The sequence below is a fragment of the Rhodococcus sp. CX genome, assembly GCF_015865005.1.
GTDB lineage: Bacteria > Actinomycetota > Actinomycetes > Mycobacteriales > Mycobacteriaceae > Rhodococcus.
In genome coordinates this window covers 33,965-59,536 of the sequence record NZ_JADZGH010000251.1, presented here as the reverse complement: position 1 = coordinate 59,536, position 25,572 = coordinate 33,965, and the positions used below count along the sequence as shown (strand labels likewise).

Annotated in this window: 28 protein-coding genes and 1 tRNA gene; 17 read left to right on the top strand and 12 right to left on the bottom strand. The window is 67.2% G+C overall.

All coding sequences use genetic code 11. The annotated features are described in order from the left end of the window. A partial coding sequence (locus I0Q12_RS34040) for an oxygenase MpaB family protein (protein WP_231611530.1) occupies nucleotides 1-499 on the top strand: 499 nt, incomplete at its 5' end. Between the two features lie 108 nt (nucleotides 500-607). After that, a tRNA-Gly gene (locus tag I0Q12_RS27120) sits at nucleotides 608-681 on the top strand. A 147-nt stretch (nucleotides 682-828) separates the two neighbouring features. On the opposite strand, the gene I0Q12_RS27115 is transcribed toward I0Q12_RS27120, so the two are convergent. After that, nucleotides 829-1,617, bottom strand: coding sequence for a hypothetical protein (locus tag I0Q12_RS27115; protein ID WP_197256474.1), 789 nt, complete (start codon nucleotides 1,615-1,617; stop codon nucleotides 829-831). A gap of 237 nt (nucleotides 1,618-1,854) precedes the next feature. On the opposite strand from I0Q12_RS27115, the gene I0Q12_RS27110 reads away from it, so the two are divergent. Next, the gene (locus I0Q12_RS27110; RefSeq protein WP_197256472.1) at nucleotides 1,855-3,054 is read left to right on the top strand and encodes a Fic family protein; all 1,200 of its coding nucleotides are present in this window, start codon (nucleotides 1,855-1,857) and stop codon (nucleotides 3,052-3,054) included. Between the two features lie 669 nt (nucleotides 3,055-3,723). Beyond that, nucleotides 3,724-6,042, top strand: coding sequence for a helix-turn-helix domain-containing protein (locus I0Q12_RS27105; protein WP_197256471.1), 2,319 nt, complete (start codon nucleotides 3,724-3,726; stop codon nucleotides 6,040-6,042). Here I0Q12_RS27105 and I0Q12_RS27100 read toward each other — a convergent pair. Further along, the gene (locus I0Q12_RS27100; protein WP_197256469.1) at nucleotides 6,020-6,688 is read right to left on the bottom strand and encodes a hemerythrin domain-containing protein; all 669 of its coding nucleotides are present in this window, start codon (nucleotides 6,686-6,688) and stop codon (nucleotides 6,020-6,022) included. The two genes, I0Q12_RS27105 and I0Q12_RS27100, sit on opposite strands and share 23 nt — an antisense overlap. Nucleotides 6,689-6,872: 184 nt before the next feature. Between I0Q12_RS27100 and I0Q12_RS27095 the strand changes: the two genes are divergently transcribed. Continuing rightward, nucleotides 6,873-7,277, top strand: a complete 405-nt coding sequence (locus I0Q12_RS27095) for a hypothetical protein (RefSeq protein WP_197256467.1) — start codon at nucleotides 6,873-6,875, stop codon at nucleotides 7,275-7,277. Nucleotides 7,278-7,341: 64 nt separating this feature from the next. On the opposite strand, the gene I0Q12_RS27090 is transcribed toward I0Q12_RS27095, so the two are convergent. Further along, on the bottom strand, nucleotides 7,342-7,818 hold the full coding sequence (locus I0Q12_RS27090) for an SRPBCC family protein (RefSeq protein WP_197256465.1): 477 nt from the start codon (nucleotides 7,816-7,818) through the stop codon (nucleotides 7,342-7,344). Between the two features lie 580 nt (nucleotides 7,819-8,398). Here I0Q12_RS27090 and I0Q12_RS34035 point away from each other — a divergent pair. The 3 genes from I0Q12_RS34035 to I0Q12_RS27075 all read left to right on the top strand — a co-directional run bounded on the left by I0Q12_RS34035 (nucleotide 8,399) and on the right by I0Q12_RS27075 (nucleotide 10,967). Beyond that, nucleotides 8,399-8,668, top strand: a complete 270-nt coding sequence (locus I0Q12_RS34035; protein ID WP_231611529.1) for a hypothetical protein — start codon at nucleotides 8,399-8,401, stop codon at nucleotides 8,666-8,668. Between the two features lie 111 nt (nucleotides 8,669-8,779). Then, a complete protein-coding gene (locus I0Q12_RS27080; protein ID WP_197256463.1) occupies nucleotides 8,780-10,459 on the top strand; it encodes a phospholipase D family protein in 1,680 nt (559 codons plus the stop codon). Nucleotides 10,460-10,529: 70 nt separating this feature from the next. Further along, nucleotides 10,530-10,967 (top strand): SRPBCC family protein, encoded by a 438-nt coding sequence (locus I0Q12_RS27075; RefSeq protein ID WP_197256461.1) that lies wholly within the window; start codon nucleotides 10,530-10,532, stop codon nucleotides 10,965-10,967. 18 nt (nucleotides 10,968-10,985) lie between these two features. Here the strand turns inward: I0Q12_RS27075 and I0Q12_RS27070 are convergent, their stop codons facing one another. After that, nucleotides 10,986-11,726: a DUF429 domain-containing protein gene (locus I0Q12_RS27070; RefSeq protein ID WP_197256458.1), complete on the bottom strand. Its 741-nt coding sequence runs from the start codon at nucleotides 11,724-11,726 to the stop codon at nucleotides 10,986-10,988. 99 nt (nucleotides 11,727-11,825) lie between these two features. Between I0Q12_RS27070 and I0Q12_RS27065 the strand changes: the two genes are divergently transcribed. The 5 genes from I0Q12_RS27065 (at nucleotide 11,826) to I0Q12_RS27045 (ending at nucleotide 15,287) form a co-directional block, all read left to right on the top strand. Beyond that, on the top strand, nucleotides 11,826-11,984 hold the full coding sequence (locus I0Q12_RS27065; protein WP_197256456.1) for a hypothetical protein: 159 nt from the start codon (nucleotides 11,826-11,828) through the stop codon (nucleotides 11,982-11,984). Further along, nucleotides 11,981-13,543, top strand: a complete 1,563-nt coding sequence (locus tag I0Q12_RS27060) for a hypothetical protein (protein WP_197256531.1) — start codon at nucleotides 11,981-11,983, stop codon at nucleotides 13,541-13,543. Before I0Q12_RS27065 ends, I0Q12_RS27060 begins: the two co-directional genes overlap by 4 nt. Nucleotides 13,544-13,710: 167 nt before the next feature. Continuing rightward, nucleotides 13,711-14,103: a gas vesicle protein GvpJ gene (gvpJ, locus tag I0Q12_RS27055; RefSeq protein WP_231611528.1), complete on the top strand. Its 393-nt coding sequence runs from the start codon at nucleotides 13,711-13,713 to the stop codon at nucleotides 14,101-14,103. Between the two features lie 120 nt (nucleotides 14,104-14,223). Next, on the top strand, nucleotides 14,224-14,868 hold the full coding sequence (locus tag I0Q12_RS27050; protein ID WP_197256454.1) for a dihydrofolate reductase family protein: 645 nt from the start codon (nucleotides 14,224-14,226) through the stop codon (nucleotides 14,866-14,868). 236 nt (nucleotides 14,869-15,104) lie between these two features. Continuing rightward, complete coding sequence (locus I0Q12_RS27045; RefSeq protein ID WP_197256452.1) at nucleotides 15,105-15,287, top strand: hypothetical protein; 183 nt, start codon at nucleotides 15,105-15,107, stop codon at nucleotides 15,285-15,287. Between the two features lie 18 nt (nucleotides 15,288-15,305). Here I0Q12_RS27045 and I0Q12_RS27040 read toward each other — a convergent pair whose 3' ends face one another. Both I0Q12_RS27040 and I0Q12_RS27035 read right to left on the bottom strand, forming a co-directional pair. Beyond that, a complete protein-coding gene (locus I0Q12_RS27040; protein WP_197256450.1) occupies nucleotides 15,306-16,913 on the bottom strand; it encodes an AMP-binding protein in 1,608 nt (535 codons plus the stop codon). A 248-nt stretch (nucleotides 16,914-17,161) separates the two neighbouring features. Beyond that, nucleotides 17,162-17,383 carry a hypothetical protein gene (locus tag I0Q12_RS27035; RefSeq protein ID WP_197256448.1) on the bottom strand — a complete coding sequence of 74 codons (222 nt, stop codon included), beginning with the start codon at nucleotides 17,381-17,383 and terminating at the stop codon, nucleotides 17,162-17,164. 663 nt (nucleotides 17,384-18,046) lie between these two features. On the opposite strand from I0Q12_RS27035, the gene I0Q12_RS27030 reads away from it, so the two are divergent. Both I0Q12_RS27030 and I0Q12_RS27025 read left to right on the top strand, forming a co-directional pair. Next, complete coding sequence (locus tag I0Q12_RS27030) at nucleotides 18,047-19,528, top strand: NAD(P)/FAD-dependent oxidoreductase (protein WP_197256446.1); 1,482 nt, start codon at nucleotides 18,047-18,049, stop codon at nucleotides 19,526-19,528. After that, entirely contained in the window at nucleotides 19,525-19,989 is a 465-nt protein-coding gene (locus I0Q12_RS27025; RefSeq protein ID WP_197256539.1) for an SDR family NAD(P)-dependent oxidoreductase, read from the top strand. Before I0Q12_RS27030 ends, I0Q12_RS27025 begins: the two co-directional genes overlap by 4 nt. Before the next feature lie 3 nt (nucleotides 19,990-19,992). On the opposite strand, the gene I0Q12_RS27020 is transcribed toward I0Q12_RS27025, so the two are convergent. The 3 genes from I0Q12_RS27020 to I0Q12_RS27010 form a co-directional block, all read right to left on the bottom strand. Next, entirely contained in the window at nucleotides 19,993-20,736 is a 744-nt protein-coding gene (locus I0Q12_RS27020; protein ID WP_197256444.1) for a nuclear transport factor 2 family protein, read from the bottom strand. A 51-nt stretch (nucleotides 20,737-20,787) separates the two neighbouring features. Continuing rightward, nucleotides 20,788-21,687, bottom strand: a complete 900-nt coding sequence (locus I0Q12_RS27015; RefSeq protein WP_197256442.1) for a hypothetical protein — start codon at nucleotides 21,685-21,687, stop codon at nucleotides 20,788-20,790. 81 nt (nucleotides 21,688-21,768) lie between these two features. After that, nucleotides 21,769-22,380 (bottom strand): CGNR zinc finger domain-containing protein, encoded by a 612-nt coding sequence (locus tag I0Q12_RS27010; RefSeq protein ID WP_197256440.1) that lies wholly within the window; start codon nucleotides 22,378-22,380, stop codon nucleotides 21,769-21,771. 175 nt (nucleotides 22,381-22,555) lie between these two features. Between I0Q12_RS27010 and I0Q12_RS27005 the strand changes: the two genes are divergently transcribed. Then, complete coding sequence (locus I0Q12_RS27005; RefSeq protein ID WP_197256438.1) at nucleotides 22,556-22,975, top strand: SRPBCC family protein; 420 nt, start codon at nucleotides 22,556-22,558, stop codon at nucleotides 22,973-22,975. A 117-nt stretch (nucleotides 22,976-23,092) separates the two neighbouring features. Here the strand turns inward: I0Q12_RS27005 and I0Q12_RS27000 are convergent, their stop codons facing one another. From I0Q12_RS27000 to I0Q12_RS26990, 3 genes are read right to left on the bottom strand one after another with little or no spacing between them, the layout of a single operon-like run. Then, a complete protein-coding gene (locus I0Q12_RS27000) occupies nucleotides 23,093-23,578 on the bottom strand; it encodes an SRPBCC domain-containing protein (RefSeq protein WP_197256436.1) in 486 nt (161 codons plus the stop codon). Between the two features lie 4 nt (nucleotides 23,579-23,582). Continuing rightward, a complete protein-coding gene (locus I0Q12_RS26995; RefSeq protein WP_197256434.1) occupies nucleotides 23,583-23,924 on the bottom strand; it encodes a metalloregulator ArsR/SmtB family transcription factor in 342 nt (113 codons plus the stop codon). 59 nt (nucleotides 23,925-23,983) lie between these two features. Continuing rightward, complete coding sequence (locus I0Q12_RS26990) at nucleotides 23,984-24,439, bottom strand: PPOX class F420-dependent oxidoreductase (RefSeq protein WP_197256432.1); 456 nt, start codon at nucleotides 24,437-24,439, stop codon at nucleotides 23,984-23,986. 264 nt (nucleotides 24,440-24,703) lie between these two features. Here I0Q12_RS26990 and I0Q12_RS26985 point away from each other — a divergent pair. Continuing rightward, nucleotides 24,704-25,572: serine protease (locus tag I0Q12_RS26985; RefSeq protein WP_197256430.1), on the top strand; the 869-nt coding region annotated here is incomplete at its 3' end.

The following is a 25,572-nucleotide window of genomic DNA, read 5'->3' as shown; positions in this document are numbered from 1 at the left end:
GTGGGTCGCGTCGTGCATCTACCGCGGATTCGAGGACGTCCACCGGGCGCTGTACGGGCCGATCGCCGACGAGCACGTCGACTACTTCTACCAAAACGGCGCCCGGTTCGGCACCACCCTGCAGGTCAAGCCGGACATGTGGCCGGTCGACCGCGAGGCGTTCGAGGAGTACTGGAACGAGGGCCTGAAGAAGGTCCACATCGACGACAGGATCCGCGAGCACCTGCTGTCCATCACGAAGCTCGAATTCGTGCCCGGGCCGGCGTCGCGGCTGTTCGGCCGGATGAATCTGTTCTTCACCGCCGGGTTCCTCCCGCCGCTGTTCCGCGACCAGATGCGTCTGGCGTGGAGCCCGCGCGACCAGCGTCGCTTCGACCGGGTCATGCGCGCGATCGGCAAGGTCAACAAACGCCTCCCCGTTCCCGTCCGCGAAGCCCCCTACCGGCTGCTCCTGGCCGACATGCGGTGGCGGATCCGGACCGGCCGCGCCCTCGTGTGAGCGGCCGGCGACACACGTCGCAGACATGGTGACAGAGGTCGCGGGGAGTCTGATACAGTGTGCGACGAGCTAGGGACGAGCCGGTGAAAATCGGCAAAAGCCCAGCGTGCCGATGTAGTTCAATGGTAGAACATCAGCTTCCCAAGCTGAATACGCGGGTTCGATTCCCGTCATCGGCTCCACCATGACGCGATTCCCCTACAGACTGAGCCGAGTCGTGCTCTCGCGGCGTCGACGCGATGGCAATTTCACCAGGTGGCCGAAGTCGAACCGCGGAACCCGTGGATTTCGCTACCGGGGCAGGGGTCGCTATCTGCCGGATCGGATCCTCACCGGGGACTCTTCGCGCGATCGCGTTGCGAGACGACGCCTACCGATTGCGCGCACCGGTTCCGGCTCACCGAGGAACCGGCCCCGCGGATCGAGACGCACACGCTTGCAGAACCAGTCGTGCAGCTCGAGCACGTCAGCGCAGCAAATGTGAAGCCGACAAGCACCGTGTACCGGCCGATCCCGAAACCGCGGAAGTACCCGCGATGCACATGCAGCCGGTTCTGCTTCAGATCGGCGAACACACTCTCGATCCCGACCCTGCGGTGATACGACATCTCACACGCAAGGGTGCCGTGCTGGAACGGCATCCGCATATCCGGGTAGTCCGAGTCGTACAAGGTGATCGTGTGTCCGCACCCGCATTCCTCGCCGCGAGTGCACGAGGTCGTCGGGACGCTCTGCGGCGCCCTCATCGACTTCGGGTTGTTCGGGCAGCGGAGCCGCCCAGGCTGGGCAGCGGGCCCGCGATAGCTGCGTGATTCATCGGGGTGGCGCGCGTCGTGCGGAATGTACGCGTACGCCTGCCGCGCCTGGTGCCGGCGCTCGACCCGCTCACGGTCGTCTTTCGACACGTCGATGGCGATCGGGTCGAGGTCGTACAGTCCTTCCGGGAGGCTGTCCGCGTACAGGACCCCGTCGATCCAGAAGGTGTGCGTGCCTTCGGGTCCGGGATGCATGCCACGCCGGTTCGGGTGCAGGTCGTAGATCGTGGTGTACCCGAGCTTCCAGACCGGAAGCGCGAACGTGTCGTTGCGGACGTTGTTGTAGGCGCGATCGGCGATCAACTGGCGGCTTCGGGATCGTTTCCCCCGGCGCCCCGCACCGCGGGAGAGTCCTCCGGTGCCCTTGCGTGAACCCGCCGGCGTCATAGACCGGGAGACGCATCACCGGGCCGAGCCGGGAGCGGACGGTCGGTATCGGCCCAGAACCCAGGCCGGCACGCCCGACGGTTGCATCGCAAACCGCGTGTCCGCCGAACTCATACCATTGGTTAATATACTAACCAATGGTATGGTATCCGGGTGCCATCGGTTGACGACGGTCCATCGTGGCCCCCCGTTGCCTACGAGCAACGTCCGTGGGTCAGCTCGGTGGGCAACTACGGGTCCCGACGCGAGCGCCACCTCACCTCGGGCCCCTACCGTGCGGCAGTGCCAGCTTTCATTGCGCACCAATCGATCTCACTGAACGACGAGTTGCAGGCGCTTGCAGAGGAAGCAGCGACGGAACTCACCCGTTTCGACGTCGAGGTCGGTCACATCACCGCTCCGTTCGCATCCATCCTGCTCCGCACCGAGAGTGCGTCTAGTTCGGAAATCGAAAATCTCACGAGCGGAGCGCGGCAGATCGCGCTGGCTGAACTCGGCGAGCATGCTTCCCGCAATGCCCGTCTGATAGTCGGAAACGTCAGAGCGACGCAAGCCGCGTTGGAGTTGTCCGATTCCATCGACACCCAGGCGGTCTTGCGGATGCATCGGGCACTGCTCGAGCACGACGATCCGAACATCGCCGGTCGATGGCGACGGGAACAGGTGTGGATCGGCGGGCGGAGTCTCGGGCCACACACCGCACAGTTCGTGCCCCCGCACCATGACCATATTTCGGGACTGATCGACGACTTGATCGTCTTCTCCAATCGGGTCGATCTGCCGGTAATGGCGCAGATCGCGATCGCGCATGCGCAGTTCGAAACCATCCACCCCTTCATTGACGGGAACGGGCGTGTCGGTCGCGCACTGATTCAGGCAATGCTTCGCGGTGGACGGCTCACGCGCAGCGTTACCGTTCCGGTCTCCGCGGGTCTACTCCACAACACTGCAGAGTATTTCGAGGCGCTCGGCGAGTACCGCTCGGGTAACGTCGAGCCGATCGTGCGTTCGATCGTGGACGCGTCATCTGCTGCGATCGCCAATGGTCGTCACCTCGTCCGAGACCTGGAATCGGTTCGTGCCGACTGGCGCACCCGCGTAAAGGCGCGGCGAGACTCAGCGGCGCACCGACTGGTCGACCTCCTTCTTCGTCAACCGGTCGTGGACAGCAAGCTTGTCGCTTCGACCCTCGAGGTCACCGGCGCCAACGCGCAGATCGCGATCGATCGGTTGGTAGACGCGGAGATACTCGCCCAGATCACCGATGGCCGGCGGAACCGGATTTGGCAAGCCAAAGACGTGGTCCGCGTCCTGGACGAGTTTGCTGCTCGCGCCAAACACCGCAGAGGATAGTGGGCACAGTTGCGCGCCGAGGTGTCGAGCGTCTGCAAGTCTCCCGCAACACCACCGGAGTAGGTCCAGGAGATGGCGACCGATCTACTGGGAGTGCCGTTCCTGCGCGTCCGCCGGCTCATGAGCTCTCGACCGACCGGACTGCGACGACAGCGTTCGGATCCGCGTGATCGGCGGGTGTGGCTCGTTGTGATTACCGACTGGTCAGCTTCGCGAACCCGTGTTCGGGCCGGGGCAAGACGGAATAGGTGAACACCCCTCCATCCACTCCTCATCCGCCGGAGTGCTCCCTTCTCGGGTATCCGCTCGATCGCCAACCATTCGCTGGTTCGATCGTCACAGCGTGTGACCGACGGCCAAGCGGATCCGCTCATACATGTGCCTCCACGGTCGAGCACCGGTCGTGCGTCACGAATCTCCTTGGGCACGAACGTGAGTCCGCGTCGCGTTTCCTCGGGGGGTCGCACGGCGTCGGGTCGGAGAACGGTCGATGCGACCCGAGTGTGATCGCCGACCGGTCACCAACCCAATCCGCGTGCAGCCCAGCACGAACCGCCATCGGTGAACACCTCTCCCCACCTGAGCACCGACTTCGAAATGCATTTCTCCCACGCCCCACTTCTTCCCTGAAGCGTGTGATGGTGCCGCCGGTCGGCTACCGTCCCTGCTGTGACGCAGGCGAACGACAACAGCTTCGGTGCCGTCCTGCGGCGTCTGCGCAAGTCCCGCAGCCTGACCCAGGAGGAGCTCGCCGAACGAGCCGGTCTCTCGGTCAAGGCCGTGAGCGCGCTCGAGCGTGGGGAGCGGCAGCGTCCCTACCCGCACACGGTCCGGGCACTGGCCGCCGCGCTCGACCTCGACGACGCCGACCGCGACCGTCTCAGCGCTGCGATTCCCGCTTCCGCGCGTCCCGCGCCGCGCCGCACAGGCACCTGGTCGGTGGCCGCGCCGGCCACCGACCTGATCGGCCGGGACGGGGACATCGAACGCATCGCTGCACTGGTGTCGTCGGGCAGGCGCCTGGTCACGGTCACCGGGCCGGGCGGCGTCGGCAAGACCCGCGTGGCGTTCGCGGTGCTGGAGCAGTTGGCTCCTTCGTACGACGTCACCGTCGCCGTGGACCTGGCACCGGTCCGCGATCCGGCACAGGTCCTGCCGCAACTCGCCGCCGCGGTCGACCTGCCCGAGCGCGGCGCGGGCGGAGTCACCGAACGGCTGGTCGCCGCGTTCGCGGGTCGTCGTGCGCTGGTTTTCCTGGACAACTTCGAGCACCTCCTCGACGCGGGCCCCGACGTGGCCGATCTGCTGACCCGGTGCCCGGGGCTCATGCTGCTGGTGACGAGTCGTGCGGCGTTGCGCGTCCGGGCCGAGTACGAGGTCGGTCTCGGCCCGCTGCATCTCCCCCGATCCGACCTGTACGACGACGTGAAAGCGTCTGCGGCCGTGCAGCTTCTTCTCGACCGCGCTGCCGCCGCGGGAGCCGAGCTGGTGCTCGACTCGGATAACGCTCCGGTCGTGGCCGCCATCTGCCGTCACCTCGAGGGGCTGCCCTTGGCACTCGAGCTCGCCGCGGCGGGCGCCCGCCTGCTGCCACCGGCGGCGCTGCTCGCTCGCCTCGAAGTCCACGAGGTACCCCCCGGTCCCCGTGATCTCGCCGAACGCCAGCGCACGATGACGGCCACGCTCGACTGGAGTCTCGACCTCGTCGACGACACCGACGCTGCGGTGTTCGAGCAGCTCGCGGTCTTCTCCGGCGGCTTCACCCTCGACGCCGCTGCCGCGGTGACCGGCCTCGACGACGTGCTCGCCCCGCTCACCGTGCTCGTCGCCCACTCGCTGGTCGCCCCCAGCCCGATCTCTCTCAGCACGCCGCCCGAGGACGAACCACGCTTCCGGCTGCTCGAGCCGGTCCGCCAGTACGCCGGACAGCGACTCGTCGCCGCCGGAGGGTCGGCGGCTGCCGCTGATCGTCATGCCCGGTGGTATCGGTCCTTCGCCCTCGACGCGGGACCGCGGCTGCGCGGTCCGGGCCTGTGCACCGAGCTCGATCGCCTGGAGGCAGACCACGCCAATCTGCGCTCGGCCTTCCTGCGCCTGCTCGAGCTGGGCCACAGCGACGATGCCGCAGAGCTGGCGGCCACCGTGTGGATCTACCTCGCCCTGCGGGGCCATGCCCGTGAAGGGCTCGAGTGGCTGGACCGGGCGAGGGTGCAGGGATCCGACGCGGTCCGCGCCCGAGCTCTGGTCGGCCGGCTGGGTCTGCTGTTCGCCACCGGCGACATCGCCGGCATGCGGGAGGTGGCCTGGACTGCGGTGCCGCTGGCACGCCGTGTCGGCGACGCCCCCCTGGCAGTCGAGGCGGCGATCCTGGCCGGGCACGCCGCGATCTTCGCCGGTGACCTCGACCGGGCCCGCGACCTGCTCGACGAAGCGCTGGTGGGCGCGTCGGGAGCCGGGTTGCGGTGGGAGGAGGCGCACACGCTGGTCGCGTTCGGACAGCTCGCGCTGGTTCGCGGAGATCTCGACGAGGCAGACCGGGTGCTCGGCCGTGCGCTCGAGATCGGGCGAAGCATCGGCAACGACTTCACCCTCGCCACCAGCCTGAATCGCCGGGCCACGGTCACCGCTCTCCGAGGTGACACCGCCGGCACGGCTGCGCTGCTCGCGGAGTCCACTACCCGGTCGCTGGATTCGCGGATGAGCTGGACGCTGAGCTATGCGCTGCCCGCCCTGGCCGGAGTGGCCGTGCAGCTGGGCGAACCGCGGGCCGCCGCCATGCTCTTCGCTGCGTCGGCGTCCCTGTCGGTGACCGACGCGATAGACCCTCGGTTCCCGGTGTCCCGTGAGCTCGCGGCGCAGGACCTGGCCACCGCGCGCAGCCTCCTCGGCGAGGCCGCCTTCCAGGAAGCCTGGGATGCCGGCCGCACCGCGACAGCGCCCGAGCTCGCCGACCTGGCAGACGAACTCACGCGGCGCGCACGCGCGTGATGTAGCGCCGGTACAGGCGGGCACCGACGGTGCGCAGGAACAGACGCACCGGGATCGGGAACTGTCCCAGCATCCGGGCCCGCTCGTCGTCGTCGGCCTCTTCGAGGATGGCGCCGAACATCAGCGGGAGTTGCCGGGGAGACATCGCGTCACGACCGTGGTCTCCGAGGCTCTGCCACTCCTCGACGGTGATGTGGCACGACACGAGCGGCAGGATCTCCCGTTCCTCGAGCTCGAGGTGCTCGAACAGCGCGGCCGCCAGGCCTTCGACCGTCCGCGCGAGCTGCTCGCCGCCGATCGGTGTCGGCGCCTGTGCCCAGGTCGCATTCTGCGCCCGGACCCCCTCGGTGCGACTCTCGACGATCCCGTGCTGGTGCTGCATCGTCTCGACGAGTGCCGTCGACGGAGCGGCACGCACCTGGAGCAGCGGCCACAGCACCGCGTCCTCGCCGGTGTGATGCATGTGCAGCCCGTCGAGAAGCAGTGTGAGGTGCTCCGCGACCAGCCGAGCGCGTGTGGTGTCGCCCTCGGCAACGGCCCGGATCAGCTTCGGCAGCGCGGTGAACTCACGCCGGAAGACGCGGTGGATGACGAACATTTCGTTGACATCGGGGAGGGACGGGGAAGCAGGGCTGATGGCGGTCATGTGAACCTCCGAAGTGGTTGTGATCGGTACGCATTCAGCCTGCGCGGCGCAGCGTCCGACTCCCATCCACGTCACCCCCACACTGCCCCCACACTTCGCCGCTGTGGCTGTCACCCGCCGGCCGTTCGACCGAGTGTCGATGCACACGGCGACCACAAGAGCCGCCCGACACGAGGATCCGTCCATGGCAACCGCCACCACCACATCCCCCGCCACCGCGACCACCAACGCCGTCCCGTGGGTGCTCGCCACCGCGTTCACACTGTCCGCGGTCCACACCGTGTACGCAGCGGCCGCGGGCATCGAAGACCCGACCTTCACCGTGACGACACCTGCCGCCTGGCTGTTCTACGCCGTCGGATTCGGCTCGGTGTGGCTCGCGCGCCGACAGGAAGCCTGGGCCCGGATCGGCGTGCTCGCCTACCTCGTCGTGCTGCTGGCGATCAGCGTCTTCTACTACCCGACCACGTTCACCGCGGAAAAGCAGACCGTGTTCGGCTGGTTCGAGAACGACGTCTACGTCGGATTGCTGATGATCGCCGCGTATTCGATGGTGGGCCGGGTCCGATCGTCGCTCTCGGTGCACTGATCCGCGAACTCCGCCCTTCCGGGGTATCCGCTCGTGGAAACAGGAAAGACGAAAGCGCCCGGCGTCAGCCCTCGATGATGCGCTTGATCGCGTCCAATGTCGCGGGAATACCGCTGCGGGCGGCCTGTTCCCGTCCGGCGATCTCGCGGGGCGCATCGGCGCCGAACCGCTCGTGGAAGAACTTCAGCCCGGCCTCGGTGAACTCCCAGGTCTCCGTCAGCTCCGTGCCGGCGTCCGCGGGCTTCATCAGATAGCTCCAGCGCACGAAACCGGGACCGACCGACCACGCGAACTCACGACCCGGGGATGCGACGACCACCTCCGACCGTGTCTCCCAGGTACGTTCGGGAGTCACGTTCCGCCCGGTGAAGAAGGCACCGACCTCGGGACCCTGACCTTCGTCCCACCAGCACTCCGCGCAGACGGGAGACCACTCCCCCGTGCGGGTGACATCGGAGACGAGGGCGTACACCTCGTCCGGTGTTGCGGAAACGACGACGGAGGACTCGAAGGTCAAGGGTGCAGTCTGCATGGCCACCATCCTGCCTTACGAGGCGAGTCCGAATTCGCGGGTATCCGCTTGGCCACCAGTCATCCTCCTGCTCGATCGTCGCAGTGTACGACTGGCGGCCGAGCGGATCCGTTTCCCGGCTACAGGTGGGCGGTGCCTCCGAAACGGGGTACTCGGGACTCGTCGGAGTGGTCTCCTCGGCTACCGAGGTATGAGGGAAGAGGTGGCGTCATCATCGAGTCGTTGATCTTCGGAGTGATCGCCTCGAGCGCCCTGGTCCTCGGCGCGCTGGTCGGCGGACGGTTCACCATCCCCAAGCGTGCACTCGCCGCCATGCTGGCGTTCGCCGCAGGCGCACTGATCACCGCGTTGACCTTCGAACTGTTCGAAGAGTCGTACGAGAAGGGCGGCATCTGGCGCGCCGCGCTCGGACTCGCGGTCGGCGCGATCGTCTTCACCCTCCTCAACCGGCAACTGGACCGGCTGGCCGAGGCAGACACCGCCAGTCGCAAGGCAGCGAGAAGCTCGACCTCGACGCCGCGACGGAGAAGGCACCCTCCACCGCCTCCGTCAGCGGAGCCGCCCCGAAGCACTGGTCGGGAGCGCGTCCATGCGCGCGCAGGGCCGATCCCAGACCTTCATCCTCGGCACGTGGGTGATCTGCGCCGTGCTGCTCACTCTGGCCGTCGTCGTGGGCGCCGGACCGCTCGCCTCGAGTGCACCCGAGACGATCTCGTTGCCGCTCGCCTTCGCCGCCGGTGCGGTGCTCGCGTCCCTGGCGGACACCCTCATGCCCGAGGCCTACGAAAAAGGCGGCCCGACGGTCGCATTGAGCACTGCCGCCGGATTCGTCCTCTCGTACGTCCTTGCCTCGGTGTGATGTGGCGGGGTAGGAAACGCCGAGGTCGACCCGACTGCGAGACGCGCGAACCACACTCGTCTGCCGGGGTCGTGGGAAGATACTCGGATGCCCCGGAACCTGATTCGAGCAATGGTAGGGACCGAGTTGCATCGACTCGGCGTACTCGCGCGCCGCGTTTCGTCGGTGTTCGACCGATCCAGCCTCGCACTGACGGGACGCCGCGAGCACTTCGATCCGGGCCATCCCTGGCTTCTCAGCGGCGAGGAACGGGGCAACAGCGACACCAGGATTCGACAATGGACCGACGGCAACGACGTCACTCCGCTGATCCACGGCAAGGTGTACTTCGCGGCGCTGGCGGACGCCCTGCACCGCGCCGGACCGAATGACCTGGTGCTGTTCACGGATTGGCGCGGCGACCCCGATCAACAGCTCGTCGACGGCGTGACGGTGGCCGGCGCATTCGCCGCCGCCGCGCGTCGCGGTGCGATCGTCAAGGGCATGATGTGGCGCTCCCACATCGAGACGCTGGGCTATCCCGGCCGCCGCAACCGCAAGCTCGCGAAGATTCTCGAGGCGGCCGGTGGGGAGGTGATCCTCGACCAGCGAGTTCCCGTCTTCGGCAGTCATCACCAGAAATTCGTCGTGGTGCGCTACGCCGACCCGGACACGCCGGACGTCGCGTTCGTCGGCGGTATCGACCTCGCGCGGGCACGACGCGACGACGCCGACCACTTCGGCGATCCGATGAGCCGACCGTTTCCACCCGAGTACGGTGAGACCCCGGCATGGCACGACGCGCAGTTGCAGATCCACGGTCCCGCCGTCCGCGACGTCGAGGACGTCTTCCGGGAGCGCTGGGAAGACCCCGCCGCGTTGTCCCGATTGCCGTGGCACGCTCTGCCCGACATTCTGCGAGGCGTCACCCGCTCCCCGTCCGAACTGCCTCCTCCCGCTGCACCACCCGCTCCGTGCGGAACCTGTTCGGTGCAGTTGTTGCGAACCTATCCGCGTCGCCGGCCTGCGTATCCGTTTGCGAGGGACGGGGAGCGGAGCGCGGCCCAGGCCTACGCGAAGGTGCTGCACCGGGCCCGAAGTCTGGTGTACGTGGAGGATCAGTACCTGTGGTCGGTGGATGTGGCGCGTGTGTTCGCCGAGGCACTGCGCCGCGAACCGGGACTGCGCCTGGTGGCGGTCGTCCCCAAGTTCCTCGACGAGGACAGCCCCATCACCATCCCGTCCGCGCTGTTGGGGCACTCGTCGGCGCTCGAGACCATCCGTGACGCGGGTGGCGATCGCGTGCTGGTCCTCGACCTCGAGAACGACCGGGGCATCCCCGTGTACGTGCACTCGAAGGTGTGCATCGTCGACGACACGTGGGCGGCGGTCGGCAGCGACAATTTCAACCGGCGTTCCTGGACCCATGATTCGGAACTGACTGCCGCTGTGCTGGACACCGCGCGGGACACGCGCGCGCCCGTCGACCCGGCGGGTCTCGGTGACGGCGCCCGTCGATTCGCTCGCGATCTGCGTCTCGAGCTGGCCCGGGAGCATCTCGGCAGGAAGGACGGTGACGACTCCGATCTGGTCGATCTGGACGAGTTCTTCGACGTCGTCCGAACCAGCGTCGATGCCCTGGACCGTTGGCACAAGGCACCGTCGGCGGGTACGAGGCCGGCGGGCCGGCTGCGCCGCCACCACATCGATGTGCCGCCGCAGTGGCAACAGGTCGCCGCCTCCCTGGTCTACCGGTTGATCGTCGACCCGGACGGGCGGCCGATCCGGATGCGGCTGCGCCGTACCTACTGACCGACGATTGGCCCACCCCTCGACGGGGTACGCGGACTCCACAATCCGACACCGGTGAGGAGTACCCAGCATGGCGGTCACCGTCTCCGACCGATTCGACATCGACGCCGCGCCAGAACAGGTGATGCGCGCGCTCGAGGATGTCGAACACATTCCCGAATGGTCGTCGGCCCACAAGAACGTCGAGGTCCTCACGCGGGACCCCGAGGGCCGCCCCCGCCGGATACGGATGACGTTGTCGCTGTTCGGGTTCTCCGACACCCAGACGATCGAACACGACTGGACCGAACGATCGACGTCCTGGACCCTGGTCGACAGCACGATGCAGCGCAGCCAGGACGGGATGTACGCACTGGAACCGAGCGAACACGGCACCCGCGTGCAGGTCACCATGTCACTGGATCCGAAGGTGCCCGTCCCCGGTTTCGTTCTTCGGCGCGGCCAGAAACATGCCCTCGACGCGATCCGTAGGGGGCTGACCGACTTCGTCCTCGCCCGCTACACCTGATCCCCGCTACACCTGATCTCAGAGCAACTCACGGATTCCGCACAGCGGCACATGGATCCAGCCTTCCCGGACGGCGACAGCTCGCTGCGTCGCATCGGGTCGGGTGGTTCTCCCGAGCGCTGCGGCGCGGGCGGCAAGGCCCGCGACGACCGCATCGAACGCGTCGTCCGAGGTGATGCAGAGGTCCCGGAAGCCACCGAGATCCAGTTCCGGAAGGGCCTGTTCCAGTGCAGCCACGGACGCGGCCCGCACCTCGCGGTTCTTCGTACTCTTGTAACCCTTGAACGGCAGGTCCCAGCCCCGTAACGCCGCGGCGGGATACACCTCGACCACGGCTCCGTCGACGCGGTCGACATCGACCCCGACCGCCTCGAGTTCGGCGAGCAGTCCCGCGCACCGGAGCGCAACATGCGCGATGAGGTCTGCGGACACGCTCAGCGGGACGATCCCCGTCTCGGCATGCACGATGCGGTCGGTCAACCGCCGGACCAACGGGAGGCGTCCGGAGCGGCTGCTCAGGGCGCGTTCGCGCGAGTACTCGAGGCGGTGGTGTGCGGCGACGAAGTCGACGAACGCGTCCGGCCATCCGAACGGCGCGTCGATGCCGCTCCGGTCCGCCGCCGTCACCGCGTTCACGACCTCCCGGTCGGTCGCGCCGAGCCGCAATTCCCGGACCGTCGCGGTGCCACCTTCCCAGACGACGGTGGCGACCGCCGTCTTCGCCGGTTCCGCCGCGAGGTCGACCCCTACCGTCTGCACCCACGCCACGGTATCCGCTGGCTGCGCTGCGTGCCCCGTGGATTACCTTCCGTATTCGTGCCACGGTGGAGGCGGATCCTTTCCAGGAGGTGCATCGCCATGGAGCACACCCAGCACACCGGCCCGGCGCAGGAATGCCCGGACTGTCACGCGCTCGCCGCAGATCTCGAGGCGCACAAGCAATGGCACTCCAGGGTCGTCCACGACCTCGCCGTCGCCGTCGAGAAGGAAGTGGACAGACGGACGAAGACCCCCTGACCGGAGCCGGTCCGCGATCCGGCTCGCACCGGAAGGGACGGTGGACGCGCTGGTGGCCGCTCGCAGCGACGGCGGCGTTCGTCGTGCTGCTCGCCGCGACGGGCGCGATCCCGACCTGGCCCGGCCTGATCCACCTCGTGGCGCTGCCGCCGCTAGATCAGTTCACCGACCTGCGGCTCCTGCTGTCGCGGGCGTCGTCGTGGCCGGTGTTCCTGGCATTGCTCGCCGTCGTGACCGCGGTCCGGGTGGTGCTCATGGCGTGGCTGCTGGGCGGCCTCGACGCCCGCCGCCTGCGATTCGCCGCCCTGTTCTACGCGGTTGCGTTCGGGCCGGTGCTGGTGGCGGCGTTCGCCGATGCCGTCGCCTACGCGGTCCTGTACTCGCGGTTGTTCTGGCCCGCAGTCGCCCTGGTCGGGGTGCTGGTATTCACTCTCGGCGCGGTGCCGTGGCAGGGCCGGCCCCGGTTGCGCGAGGCCGTCGCACTGACCTGGCGGCGTGGGCTGCGGGTCGAGGTGATGCTGCCGTACTGTGCGGTGGTCCTGGCGCTGGGTGCCGTGGCCGATCGGATCCCGGGCCTGACCGTGCCGCTCGTGCCGGTCTCGGCCGTCGCGACCGGGCTGACGATCGTGATGATGGACCGCCCGGCATCGCGGCGACCGGGAGCAGCCCTGACCGCGCTCGTCGCGGTGCTCACCGCCGTGTCGATCGTGTTCGTCGCGACCCGCGGGTACGACGAACCGGAACCCGGTCCGCCGCAACCGGGTTCGCTGTTGATCGTGGCCGGAATCAACTCGGCGTCGGGACGGAGCGTGATCCACGCGACGGACGTGCACCGCCTCGGCTACCGCTGCGAGCAGGTGTACTACTTCTCGTACGCCGGACCGGGTAACGGGCAACCACAGGAGGACGCGACCTGCCCGATCCGCACCGGCGCCCCCTACGGGCCGATCGACACCGAGAGGCCGTTCCGGGAGCAGGTCGATCTGTTCGTCGAGCAGGCATCCGCGTTGCCTCGCCCACTTGTGGTCGCCGCGCACTCGCACGCCGTATGGGTGGTGTGGGAAGCCGTCGCCACCGGCCGGGTCGACGTCGACGCGTTGCTGCTGGCCGGTGCATTTCCGAGCACCCCGACCGGTTACCCGCCACCACACGTGAACGATCCCGGCCGCGTCCTGGGTGACCTGCTGCGGGTCGCGGCATCGTCCGCCGGCCTGGCCGGCTTCCACTTCGACCCTGACTCCCCCGCAGCGCGGGACCTGCTCGGCACACTGGGAACAGCGGAATCGATTCTCGCTCAGCAACTTCCACCGAGCGTGCGCGCCATGAGCCTGCCCTCGGCCGCCGATCTGCCCTTGATGGCGGACCATCGACTGAATGTCGAACGAAACGAGTGCCCGGCACGTGTCGCCCACCCGAACCTGCCCGCATCGGCAGCATTCGAGGACGCGACGATCCGCTTCCTGAACGGCCGCACTCCCCCACCGTGCCCGCCGTGGCGGGACTGGGGCGCCGTGGCCTTCCGGCCGTTCGGGATGCCCTCGGGACAAGCATTGCGATGATTCCGACGGCCGTGTCGAGGATTGTCATCGAGGCGGGTCTTCGAAGGAGCATGATGGAAGGGTGAGCCAGGGGCGCCGGAAGCCTCCAACCAATGGCCGGGATGTAAGGCGTTGCTCCACAACGTCTTTACGCACCTGCGCGCACCGCACCATGAGGAGTGACCGCCATGACATCGATTCAACCCGGCGGTAATGGAGGTGGCGGGACGATGGCCCGCCCGAACTCGTCCGGCCTGGCGGAGGTCATCGACACCATTCTGGACAAGGGCCTCGTCATCGACGCGTTCGTGCGAGTCTCGCTCGTCGGCATCGAGCTCGTGACCATCGACGCCCGCATCGTGGTCGCCAGCGTCGACACCTACCTGCGCTTCGCCGAGGCCGTGAACCGGCTCGAGATCTCCCAGACCGAACCGAAGGGCCTGCCCGACATCGTCGGTGACATCGGCGGCAAGGCCATCGAAAGCGCCGCCAAGAAGAAGACCAACAGCGCTCTGGACTCGGCGGCCGAAAAGATCCTCGGGTTCCTCGACGACGTCGCCGAGCAACGCCGGCGGAAGTAACGATCGTCGTGCAGTGAGGTGCCTGCGTGAGCCGATGACCTACGGCGAGCGCAGCGATGATTCTGCCGAGGCCCGAAGGTCTACCCCTCGACCGAGACAACCAACCTACGGGAGTACGGAATGGGACTCATCGACATCGAACTGTTCGCAACCCTCGACCTCGTCGGGCAGGCACCCGGCGGCCCCGACGAGGACCCGGAGGGGTTCCCGTTCGGCGGCTGGCAGGCACCCCTGATCGACGAGGTCACCGGAGCGCAGGTCGGTGCCGCGTACGAGGACACGGACGCTCTCCTGCTCGGCCGGCGGACCTACGACCTCTTCGCCGCCTACTGGCCACATCAGGAGGGCGGCGAGGACAACGCCATCGCCACGCTCTTCAACAGCGTCCCCAAGTACGTGGCCTCCCGCGGCAAACCCGACCTCTCGTGGGCCGGGTCCACGCAACTCGGCCCGGATCTGGCGGCCGCGGTGCGCGAGATCCGCGACCGGCACGAGCACACCAAGGTCGTCGGGAGTCTCAACCTGGTGCAGACACTCCTGCGCGAGAAACTCTTCGACCGGCTCGACCTGTGGGTGCACCCGATCGTGCTCGGCGTCGGGAAGAAGGTGTTCGACGGGGGCGCGGTGCCCACGAACCTCACCCTCCTCGAACCACCGGTCGCGAGCGGCAAGGGCACCGTGTACCTGCGCTACGGACTCGCCCCCGGCACGCCGGAGACGGGAGACATGAGCGCACCCGCTCGCGGCGTCGGACGCGACGACTGAAGCCCGCCCACAGCCGAGTTGTCTGTGACCTGCAGTTTCTTCAAGTTTATGCGTAACGAGCCGGACATTCCGGTCGATCACGTGGCAGCGGAAACATGCACTGCGGGTGTTCCGCGCCGAGATCTCAGTGTCGATTCAGGAGAAACATTGCATACCAGGCCGGGCCCGACGCACACGACCGACAAATTAGTGCCCGACGCGAACGAGATCGCGGAACGAACCGTGCGAGGCCTGGCATGACCGTTCGCACCTACGGCCCCGCGCACCGTTGGTTCGCCTGGCGACCGGTGGACACCACCGACGGAGGTCGTGTGTGGATGCGCGTCGTCTGGAGACGACGCGCATACATCGACCTGGGCACCGCTCCCGGTTCCATGCAGTACTGGACGTACTGGGACCACGAACCGCACGACCGGTGACGACGCCCGGCGGCTTCCCTACCGGGCTGCCTGAGCGGTCGCCCACCGGTAGTCCGCCTTGCCGGCCGGCGTCCTCTTCACCTCGTCGACGACGACGATCGAACGCGGGATCTTGTAGCCCGCCAACGACCTGCGGCAGTGCTCCTGCACCTCTTCCAGCGTCAACTCGCCCGTGTCCGGGTAGGTGGCGATGACCGCGGCGACGGCCTGCCCCATGCGCTCGTCCGGCACGGGCACGACGAGGGCGTCCGCGACGGCCGGGTGCGCATGGAGTGCGGCCTCGACCTCCTCGACGAAGACCTTCTCGCCACCGGTGTTGATGCATTGCGAGCCGCGGCCGAGGAAGACGATGGTGCCGTCGGCCTCCACGCGACCCATGTCGCCGAGGATCGACAGGCGGGTACCGTCGGCGCGGGTCGGGAACGTCCGGGCGGTCTTCTCCTCGTCCTTGTAGTAGCCGAGGGGGACGTTGCCGATCCGTGCGATGTATCCGACGTCGTCCGAACCCGGCGGAATCTGCTCGAGGCGCTCGTCGACGAGAATCATGTTGGGCGACGGCGGCATCCGCAGATTCCCGGCCTCGTCGACGTCGAACGCGCCGTCGTTGCCGGATTCCGAGGCACCGAAGTTGTCGCGCAGCAACAGATCCGGTTTCACGGCGAGCATCCGGTCGCGCACACTCGTCGACCAGATCGCGCCGCCCGAGGTGATCGAGAACAGCGAACTGTAGTCGACCTCGCCCTTCCTGCGTTCCATCTCGTCGACCAACGGCAATCCCATACCGTCCCCGACGATGAGGATCACCTGCACCTTGTCCTTCTCGATGGACTCGACGACCTTCTTCGCGTCGAAATCCCGCCTCAGCACGACCCGGGCACCGAGCGTGAAGAACGTGAACAGCGAGTACAGGGCGGCACCGTGCATGAGGGGTGCTGCAATGAGGAACGCGAGGCCGGGGAACTCCTTCGCTCCCGCCGCCACCTCGGCGAGATCCTTGCGCGGTTCGGTGCCGTATGGATTGCCGCCGGAGAGCGGCTTGCGGAAGAAGTCGTCGTGCCGCCACATGACACCCTTCGGGTAGCCCGTCGTGCCACCCGTGTAGAGCAGGTACAGGTCGTCGCCCGAGCGCGTCGGGAACTCGGCTTCGGCCGGCAGATCGTGCGCGTCGGCGAAGGAGGTCACGGCGACGGACCGGCGCTCGGCAGCCTCCCGCAGCTCGTCCTCGGTCTCGCCCACCACGAAGACCGACCGGATCAGTGGACAACTGTCGAGCAGGGACGCGAGCACCCGCTGATGTTCCGGAAGCTCGACGACGACCGCCACCGAATCCGAATTGGTGAAGATGTACTCGAGTTCCGCGGGGGTGTACCGGTAGTTGACGTTGATCGGCACGGCTCGGATCTTGATGAGACCGAGGATGCTCGTGACGTGTTCGACGCTGTTCTTGAGGAACAGCGCCACATGATCGCCCTGGGAAATTCCGGCGCGGGCGAAGAGCTGTCCCGTGCGGTTGGATTCGGCTTCCAGTTGCGCATACGTGAGGTTCAGGTCTTCGTAGGTGAGCGCGATGCGATCCGGCACCGCGGCGGCGACCGTCTCGAATACATCCGCAAGGTTGAACTGCATCCCGAATCCCCTCCTGCAACCGTCCGAGTCCGTTTCGTCGGGCTCCGACCACGAATCTAGAACACGTTGCACCTGTGGTGGAAGGGTTTGTACCGATTGCCCGGGCCGATCGGCCGGGACTGTGTGGACTCCAACACCCGGTCGGGTCCGGAACGCGCGCCCCGCGCAAGGCGCAAGCTGTCGGATGCCGGAGTCCACTGTCAACCCCTTATCGGGTCCACTGCTCTACCGGGTCACAGTCCCGGCGCTTACTCCACCAGCCAGATGACCGCCCACCCTCCGTAGCCGTCCTGGCACTCGTACATGGCGTGGGGGTTGGCGTTGTCGAAGATCCACTCCAGGCACTCCCATTCACTGTTCAGTCCGGTCTTCAGCGGAATTCGCGTTTCCGCCGAAGCGGTGCCGGCGGCTCCGGCCACGATGGCGGTGGCGCCCACCGCGACGGCCAGCGATGCGATCAGTTTCTTCATCCGAGTTCTCCTCACAGTGTGTGTTCGTCGACGAAGAGGTGACCGGTCTGCGCTCTTCACGGAGGAGAGTGCCGCCGCCCCCGCGATGTTCCAGAACGCCGAAACTTCTCTGCGGGTTGATATTTCGAATTCCGATAGACCACCCCGAGCCGGCGCCGCGAATTCATCCGGCGACTCCGGGAACATTTCGCCCTCTCCGCGTCTCGAACCTTCGGAGCGACCCACTCGGCCGCTCTCACCCGGAACGTAAAGAAGGAATCGAGATGACCACTCCCGGACCGCCGACTTCACCATCCCGCCGTGGGCACGAACGGTCGCCGGCGCGGTGTCGCGCGCGTCCCCGGAACCGGTGAATCCGATGGCTTCGGGGACCCGTTCGGCGGCCCGGTTGTCCACCTCGTCGAGGATCGCCCGGAGTTCCGGGTCGTTTCCACCGCCGACCACGCCGACCGTGAGCCAGGTGCGTCCGTGCGCGGCAAGGATTTTCATCGGCCAGTCCGTCGCGCCGATCCCTCTTGACGCCGTGCCGACAAGCCTGGAAGCATCCGATCCGATGATGATCGTCCGCGGTGTGGGGGCCGCCCTGCGTGCCGGAACGGCGCCGTCCACGGCTCGCGTCGCGCCGAGCGGGCACCCGCGCCACACCGACACGAGGACGGGCGAATGAACAGCACCTCTTCGACCGATGCCGACCATTCGATCGTCGTCATCGGTGCCGGTTTCGGCGGCATCGCGCTGGCCGCGAAACTCCGCGAGGCCGGGGTCCACGATTTCGTGATCTTCGAACGGGCCGCGGATCTGGGAGGCACCTGGCGCGACAACACCTACCCGGGTTGTGCGTGCGACGTGCCTTCCCACCTGTACAGCTACTCGTTCGCCCCGAACCCCGACTGGTCCCGGATATACGGCAGGCAGCCGGAGATCCTCGACTACCTCCGGACGATCGCCGCGCACCACGACGTCGAGCGGCACATCCGGTACGAGGTCGAACTGCTCGGAGCCGACTGGGACGAAGACACCGGCCGCTGGATCCTCCACACCAGCGCGGGCGAGGCGACCACCCACGTACTGATCACCGCCGCCGGCGTGTACGGCGAGGCGCGGTACCCGGACATTCCCGGGCGAGACACGTTCGCGGGGAGCGCGTTCCACTCCCTGCACTGGAATCACGACTACGACCCCACCGGCGACCGCATCGCCGTCATCGGGACCGGAGCGTCTGCGGTCCAGTTCGTTCCCGAGTTGCAGCCCAAGGCCGAGCGACTGCTGGTCTTCCAGCGATCGGCGCCGTGGATCATCCCCCGCATGGACCGCGTGACGACCGAATTCGAGCGCCGGCTCATCCGGCGGGTGCCCGTCGTCGGCAAGGCGATGCGCGCCGCGTACTACTCGATGATCGAAGGCTTCGGCCTGGTCGGATTCGTGAACAACAGGTTCCGCTATCCCTACGAACTCCTGGGCCGCTATCAGTTGCGCCGTCAGGTACGCGATCCCGAGCTGCGCAGGAAGCTCATCCCGGACTACATGATCGGTTGCAAGCGCGCCATCTTCTCCGACGACTGGTTCCCGGCGCTGACCCGACCGAACGTCGACGTCGTCACCACCGGGATCGCGGAGATCCGGCCACACTCCGTCGTCACCCGCGACGGCACCGAGCATCCCGTGGACACCATCGTCTACGGAACCGGATTCGATGTTCCACCAGCGGTATACGAACGAATCCGCGGGCGTGGCGGGCACACCTACGCCGACCTGTACCGCAAGAACCCGGCGAGCTATCTCGGCATGTCCCTCGCGGGATTCCCGAACTTCTTCAACACCCTCGGCGCCTTCGGTGCGGTCGGGAACCAGTCGGCGATCTTCATGATCGAGGCACAGGTGCGCTACATCGTCGACGCCCTCACCACGATGCGACGTAACCGGGTGTCCCGGATCGAGGTTCGCGACAGCGCTCAGAGCGCGTTCGTCGACGAGATGAACCGGCGCAGCGACGGCACCGTGTGGCTCACCGGCGGATGCGACACCAGTTATTACCACACCGCGGACGGCAGGAACGCCGGCCTGTACCCGGGGTGGAGCTTCGAATACGCCTGCCGTGTCAGGAAATTCGACATGGCCCCCTTCGACATCGAGGTCCTCCGGTGACCGCCCGTACCCGCCGTGCCGGACACGTGGTTGTCGTATCGTCCTGTGCTGCCTTCGCTCCCGGGGCGGGCGGCGCCCCGTACATGATCAGCAAGTCCGCGGTGGAGCAGCTCGGGCGCGCCCTCCGCGTCGAACTCGCGGCCCACGGGGCCACCGCGGGCATCGCCTATTTCGGTGTCGTGGACACCGCGATGACCCACGACATGCTCGACGCCGACGACCTCGGCCGCGAAATCGACAACCTGCTGCCGTGGCCCCTCAACCGACGCATCACCGCCGAGCGGGCCGCCCGGACGATCGTGGACGGTATCCGCCGGCGGGCATCGATGACCGTTGCCCCGGCGGGCTGGCGGCAGTACTCGTGGCTGCGCGGACTGGTCAACCCTGTCCTCGACCGCCGAATGGCAACGGACAGGCACCTTCACCGGCTTCTCCACCGGTTGGAAGACCGGAACCGATGACTTTCATCGGCGCAACTTCTCCCCGACCCGGCGGGCCAGCACGGGAAGTTTCGACGCGGCCATGAGCGCACGGAACGGCAAGCTGTCGTCCCGCGGAAGGATGCCGGCTCGCTGGACGGCATCCAGGAAGTCGAAGAGCGTCTCCCCCTCGCTCATCAACCCGCCGGGGCCGAAGTGGTATCGATCGACGGCGGGCGCCTGGATGAACCGTCCGTCGCCGTAGATCACCGGTGCCGAGTCGTCGTAGGGGTACAGGCGGAGCGCACCCGAGAAGTGGCCGCTTCCGATGTACCGGATGACCGTGCGGACCGTGCCGTCGGGCTGGACGTCGACGTACACCTGATCGGGCAACGGGTCGTAGCGCCAGTCCGGGATGGCGTCGAAGAAGGCGAAGTTGTACCTCACGAACTCGTCGATACCTACGATCGTGCGCCCGAACGTCGTGGGGTCGACGTAGCGGATGTCCTGGGCATACAGCTCGTGGTTGATACTCATGTCGCGGACCAGGAAGCTCCACCAGTACTTCTTGGCCCACGTCATCACCCACGACAGATCGGTGCCGTGGCGCTCGCTCAGGTAGTCGAGCTTCTTCTCGAACATCGTGAACCACTCACGAGTGGTGGCCTGCAGTTCCGGCTCGGGGATCGCGCGGATCGGTACGCCTCGATTGGAATCGAGGAACTCCGGCACGGGACCGGCAAGTCGCGGTCGCGCCAATGCCCGCTGAAACTCTTCTTCGTCGAACATGCGTCGCTCCCTCACCCTCGCATCAGCAACGAGACCTGGCCGGGAAGCCGATCACTCGAAGTAGGACGCATAGTCCTTGAAGGGAACCTGCCCGGTCGGGCTGGCCTTCACGGCGTCGGCGACCTCCGGGGGGATGGGAGCCCAGTAGGCGGGCATCGCCGCCGCCAACGACGGCTTCAGGATGTAGAGCAGGGCGAAGTTCACGATCCACAGCGGCGGCGCCATCGACATGCCCACCTCCGAGGTCACGCCCTCCTTGGTGTTGGTCACCAGCTGCGCCGTCCCGGATATCTGTTGTGCCGCAAAGCCGTAGACCGCCTGAACCGTGTACGCCGACCGGTAGAGCGCCACCAGGGTATCCGTTGCGCCGTTGTTCCGCAGCCACGTACCCACGAAACCGCCCGGGGCGATCAGCGAATTCACCTGCCGCGTAGGTGCGTCCGCGTTGGCCGGACTCTCCAGCAACCCGGCGGGGTTCACGTAGAGCCCGTAGCTACCGAGGACCGACGGTGTGGAAACGCCGTCGACATCCGAGAAGAGGGGCCGGCCGTTCGTATTGGTGAGGATCTCGGCGCACGCGTTGATCACCGCGGCGGCGTCGCTGCTGCCGCCGACTCCGCCTCCGGTGGTGAGGTCCTGATACTGCTGTTCGGTGAGAGCGTCCTCCGGCCCCAACCCGATGCGGGCGGCGATCTCTTCCGCAGCCTGCTGACCGAGCGGCTGGTTGAGCTGCGACGGATCGGTCATCTGCGGAGGCGCCAGGTATTCGTAGCCGGGCGCTCCGGAGAACGGTGGGGAGAACCCGGTGTCCGTCGCCGGGTCGCCGACGGCCGTCCCGGTCGCAGACAAGGAGAGAACGCACGCTCCGACCAGTGCCAGTAGCGAGACGGTTCGGCGACGACGGGTTGCTCCGCGCCGAGGTTTCGGAACCACCGAATCTGTGCCGCGCATAGGTCATCCTCCCAGAACACCGTCGGGTGATCGAAGACGAGCCTTCTCAGTGAAACGCCCGGTCCGACGCCGCGTCAAGATCTACTTCGGCACGGCGTTACCGGATTCGAGCGTCGAACGGCGGTGGTGGGTGCGGGCTTTTGCGCGGTTGCCGCACAGTTCCATCGAGCACCACGTGCGGCGCCGGTTCCGGGAGTGGTCGTAGTAGGCCCAGCGGCAACTCGGTTCCCGGCAGGCCTTGAGGCGGCTCCAGGTGTCGTCCGCGACCGCCTCGGCGACCGCGATCAGCAGCCGGGTCAGGGCAGCGTCGATCGGGTCGCGCGAGGCCGGAATCAGCTGTGGCGGTGCAACGGTGACGTCGAGTGTCATCGGCAGGGACGGCGCGAGTGCGGCGATCCTCGCCGTGGCGTCCGGGTCCAGACCGTCCGGTCGGGGGCTGGCGACCGGCTCGGCGTTGTTGCCGGCGATCAGAGCCCGCAACCCCTCCCGGAGTTGTTCGGCTCGATCCCGTTGCCGTGCAGTGGCGGACGCGGCGTCATGCGCCAGGTCGTGTGCGTGGAACCAGTCCACGAGCTGTGCGGGGGTGGCGATGTCGTCCCGATCGGCCCGGCGCGTGTTGACGAACTCTTCGATCCAGCGGAGCCGTCCGGGCGCGGTTCCGACGGGATCGTTGTCCGGGCGAGGTTCCACCATGACCTCATCCTAACCGTCTATTGACGTTGACCGGTTATGTAACTAGCGTAGTGCTTATACCGGTTAGATGATGTGGGGTAACCATCGAACCGCCCCCGCAGATTCGGCCGGTGCCGGCAACGCGGGCAGCCATTTGCTGCATCGTGGCCCGGCGACTCGAGAGGAGGCCCTCGACATGGCTTCGGTAACCAGAGAGATCACGATCGCAGCCGATGCGGACCGCGCCTGGCAGGTTCTCGGCGACTTCATCGACGGACCGACCCGGATGGCGCCCGGTTTCGTACGCGACAGCGTCCTGAGCGAACCCGGAGTCAGGACCGTGACGTTCGTCGACGGAACGGTGATGCGGGAACGCGAGATCACGGTGGACGACGCCGGCCGACGGCTGGTCTACGCGATCGTCGGCGGCACCGCGCCACCGGAACACGACAACGCGTCGGTTCAGGTGTTCCCGCTCCCCGACGGGCGCTGCACAGTCACCTGGACCCACGACGTGCTTCCCGCCGGGTTCGCACCCGCCTGGGGTCCCAACATGGAACTCGTCCTCGAACTGTTCCGGAAGACAATGGAAGGCACACAAGACATTTCGACGTGAGCGCGACGATGCTACCGGTTCGGAAGGCGAATACCGACGCACTCGCTGCGCAGGCTACGAGTGCCCGCGAGCGGTCGGCTCGCCCCGAAATGCGGGCGAGCCGACCGTCGCGCGAGGTCAGGAGACGATCAGCTCGTCGATCTGATTGATCGCCGAGGAGGCACCTTCGACCACACCCATGTCGAGCACCGTCTGGAGTGCCTCGGCGGAGGCATAGGTGGCCACATACGTTGCCCGCGTGCCACCTTCGTGTTCGGCGAAGGTGTAGACGTTCTCGGAGACCGGCAGTTCCGGATTCGGGTTGAAGTCGAGATCGGCGAAACCGTCGACGAAACTGAAGCTCGTCGGTTCGTCGACCGTCTTGATCTCCCAGTACCCGGCGTGCTTGTCGCCTTCGGGTCCCGTCATGAAGTAGGTGACGCGGCCGCCCGGCCGGAGATCGTGGTCGACCACGGTCGCCGGGTAGGTCGGCGGACCCCACACCTTCTCCAGCTGGCGTGGGTCGGCGTAGACCTGCCAGATGCGCGCGACCGGGGCGGCGAAATCGGCTGTGATGGTCAGTGTTCGGTTGTCGATGTCGTGTCGGACGTCGGTGACAGGCATGTCGTCAGCTCTCCTCGGTCGAGTCGGTTGCGATGAGTTCGTCGATACGTGCGATGCGACCGCGCCACACCTGCTCGAGTTCGGTGAGCATGGACGCCACCGACCGCACCGCCGCCACGTCGCCACTGGCCAACTGCTCCCGGCCGCTGCGGCGCTTCGTCAGCAGGCCGGCCTTCTCCAATACCGCGACGTGCTTCTGGACAGCGGCGAAGCTCATGTCGTAGTTCGCCGCGAGCGCGGAAACCGAGTGCTCCCCGGCCAGCACACGGCGCAGGATGTCGCGCCGGGTTCGGTCGGACAGCGCGTGAAACAGGGCATCGGCCCGGTCCTCGTCGTCTCCGCTCACGAGAACCAATATACAACCAAATGGTTGTATATCGTCAAGCCTCGGAGTGTTCCGCCAGGTCAGAGCCCCGGCGGGAATCCACCGGTCGCGATCGGACCCCAGCTTTCGATATGGACCCGGATCAGGGTCTTGTTCTGCCTGACCATGGCTTCGCGGTACTCGTCCCAGTCGGGATGCTCACCCGCGATGCAGCGGTAGTACTCGACGAGGCCGTCGAGCGCCTTCGGCATGTCCAGAACCTCCGCGCGTCCGTTCACCTGAACGTACGCGTCGTTCCAGTCGTCGGACAGGACGCAGAGCGTCACGTGCGGATTCCGCCGCGCATTGCGGGCCTTGGCCCGCGCCGGGTAGGTGGACACCACGATGTGGCCGTCTGCGTCGACCCCGCAGGTCACCGGTGACATCTGCGGAGTGCCGTCCGAGCGGACCGTGGCCAGGACCGCCCGGTGTCGCGGGCGCAGGAATTCCAGTAGCGCATCACGATCGACCTTTTCGGCGGTGGCGATACGAGGCATGACGAACCCTTTCGATCGGAGTCGTGCGGGTACCAGGGAACGCTACCGCCTCCGAGCGAATGTACCGCTCGTCTCCTTCGATCGACTGAATGTACCGTTCGCTCGGAAAGACGGGGTGTGAGTACCCGCGACCGTGGCCGTGATCGGCGCGAATTCGCGTAGTCGACTACGCGTGTGCCCGCGCTCGTCCGAGCCCATCCTCGAACTGTCCACCACCCGGCCGTACCGCAGTTCGTCGCGGTACCGACAGTCAGGAAGACCACGATGACCGCAACCCTTCCCGCCGCCCACAATGGTGCCGTCACCACCTCCGACCCGTCGGCGGAAACCTCACCCGTATCGCTCACCATCCCCGAATCCGACCTCGTGCAGTCCCCGCCGTCTGCGGGGCCGGCCGGTGCGCTCGCCGACCTCGCAGGGTCGGGTGCGGAGCAGCTCGCCGGCTACTCCGGAACCCCCGACGCCCCCGGAACCGACCTTCAGGAACTGCTGCGGATGAATCCGCCGGACGCGGCCGAAGCCACGTGGGGTCCCGCGCCGGCAGGACAGCCCGCACTCGAATCCGTCATCTTCCCCGACGATCGCGTCCAGATCGGTGACACGACCGTCTACCCGTGGCGTGTCCACTCGTACCTGCTCATCGAGCTGTCCAACGGCTCGTTTGCGAGCGGCACCGGTTTCTTCATCGGTCCGCACACCGTCATCACCGCCGGGCACTGCGTGTTCGCGCAGGGCAGCGGGCCCGGTTCCGGCTGGGTGCGTTCGGTGACGGTGATGCCCGGCCGCAACGGCTCGTCGCTGCCGTTCGGTTCCGTCCGGGCGAGCGGAAGTAGCCTGCGGTCGGTGCAGGGCTGGACGCAGAACGGCGACTCGAACTGGGACATCGGGGCACTCATCCTTCCCACGAATCTCGGCGACCGAACCGGCTGGCTGGGATTCGGCGTCTACGACGACAACACCCTCCTGTCGTCGATCGCCAACATCACCGGTTATCCGGGCGACAAGCCGACCGGTACGCAGTGGTATCACTCACGGAGGCTGTCTTCGGTTGCTGCACAACGGATCTTCTACGAGGTCGACACGTTCGGCGGTCAGAGCGGCAGCGCCGTGTATCGCCTCGTGAACGGCCAACG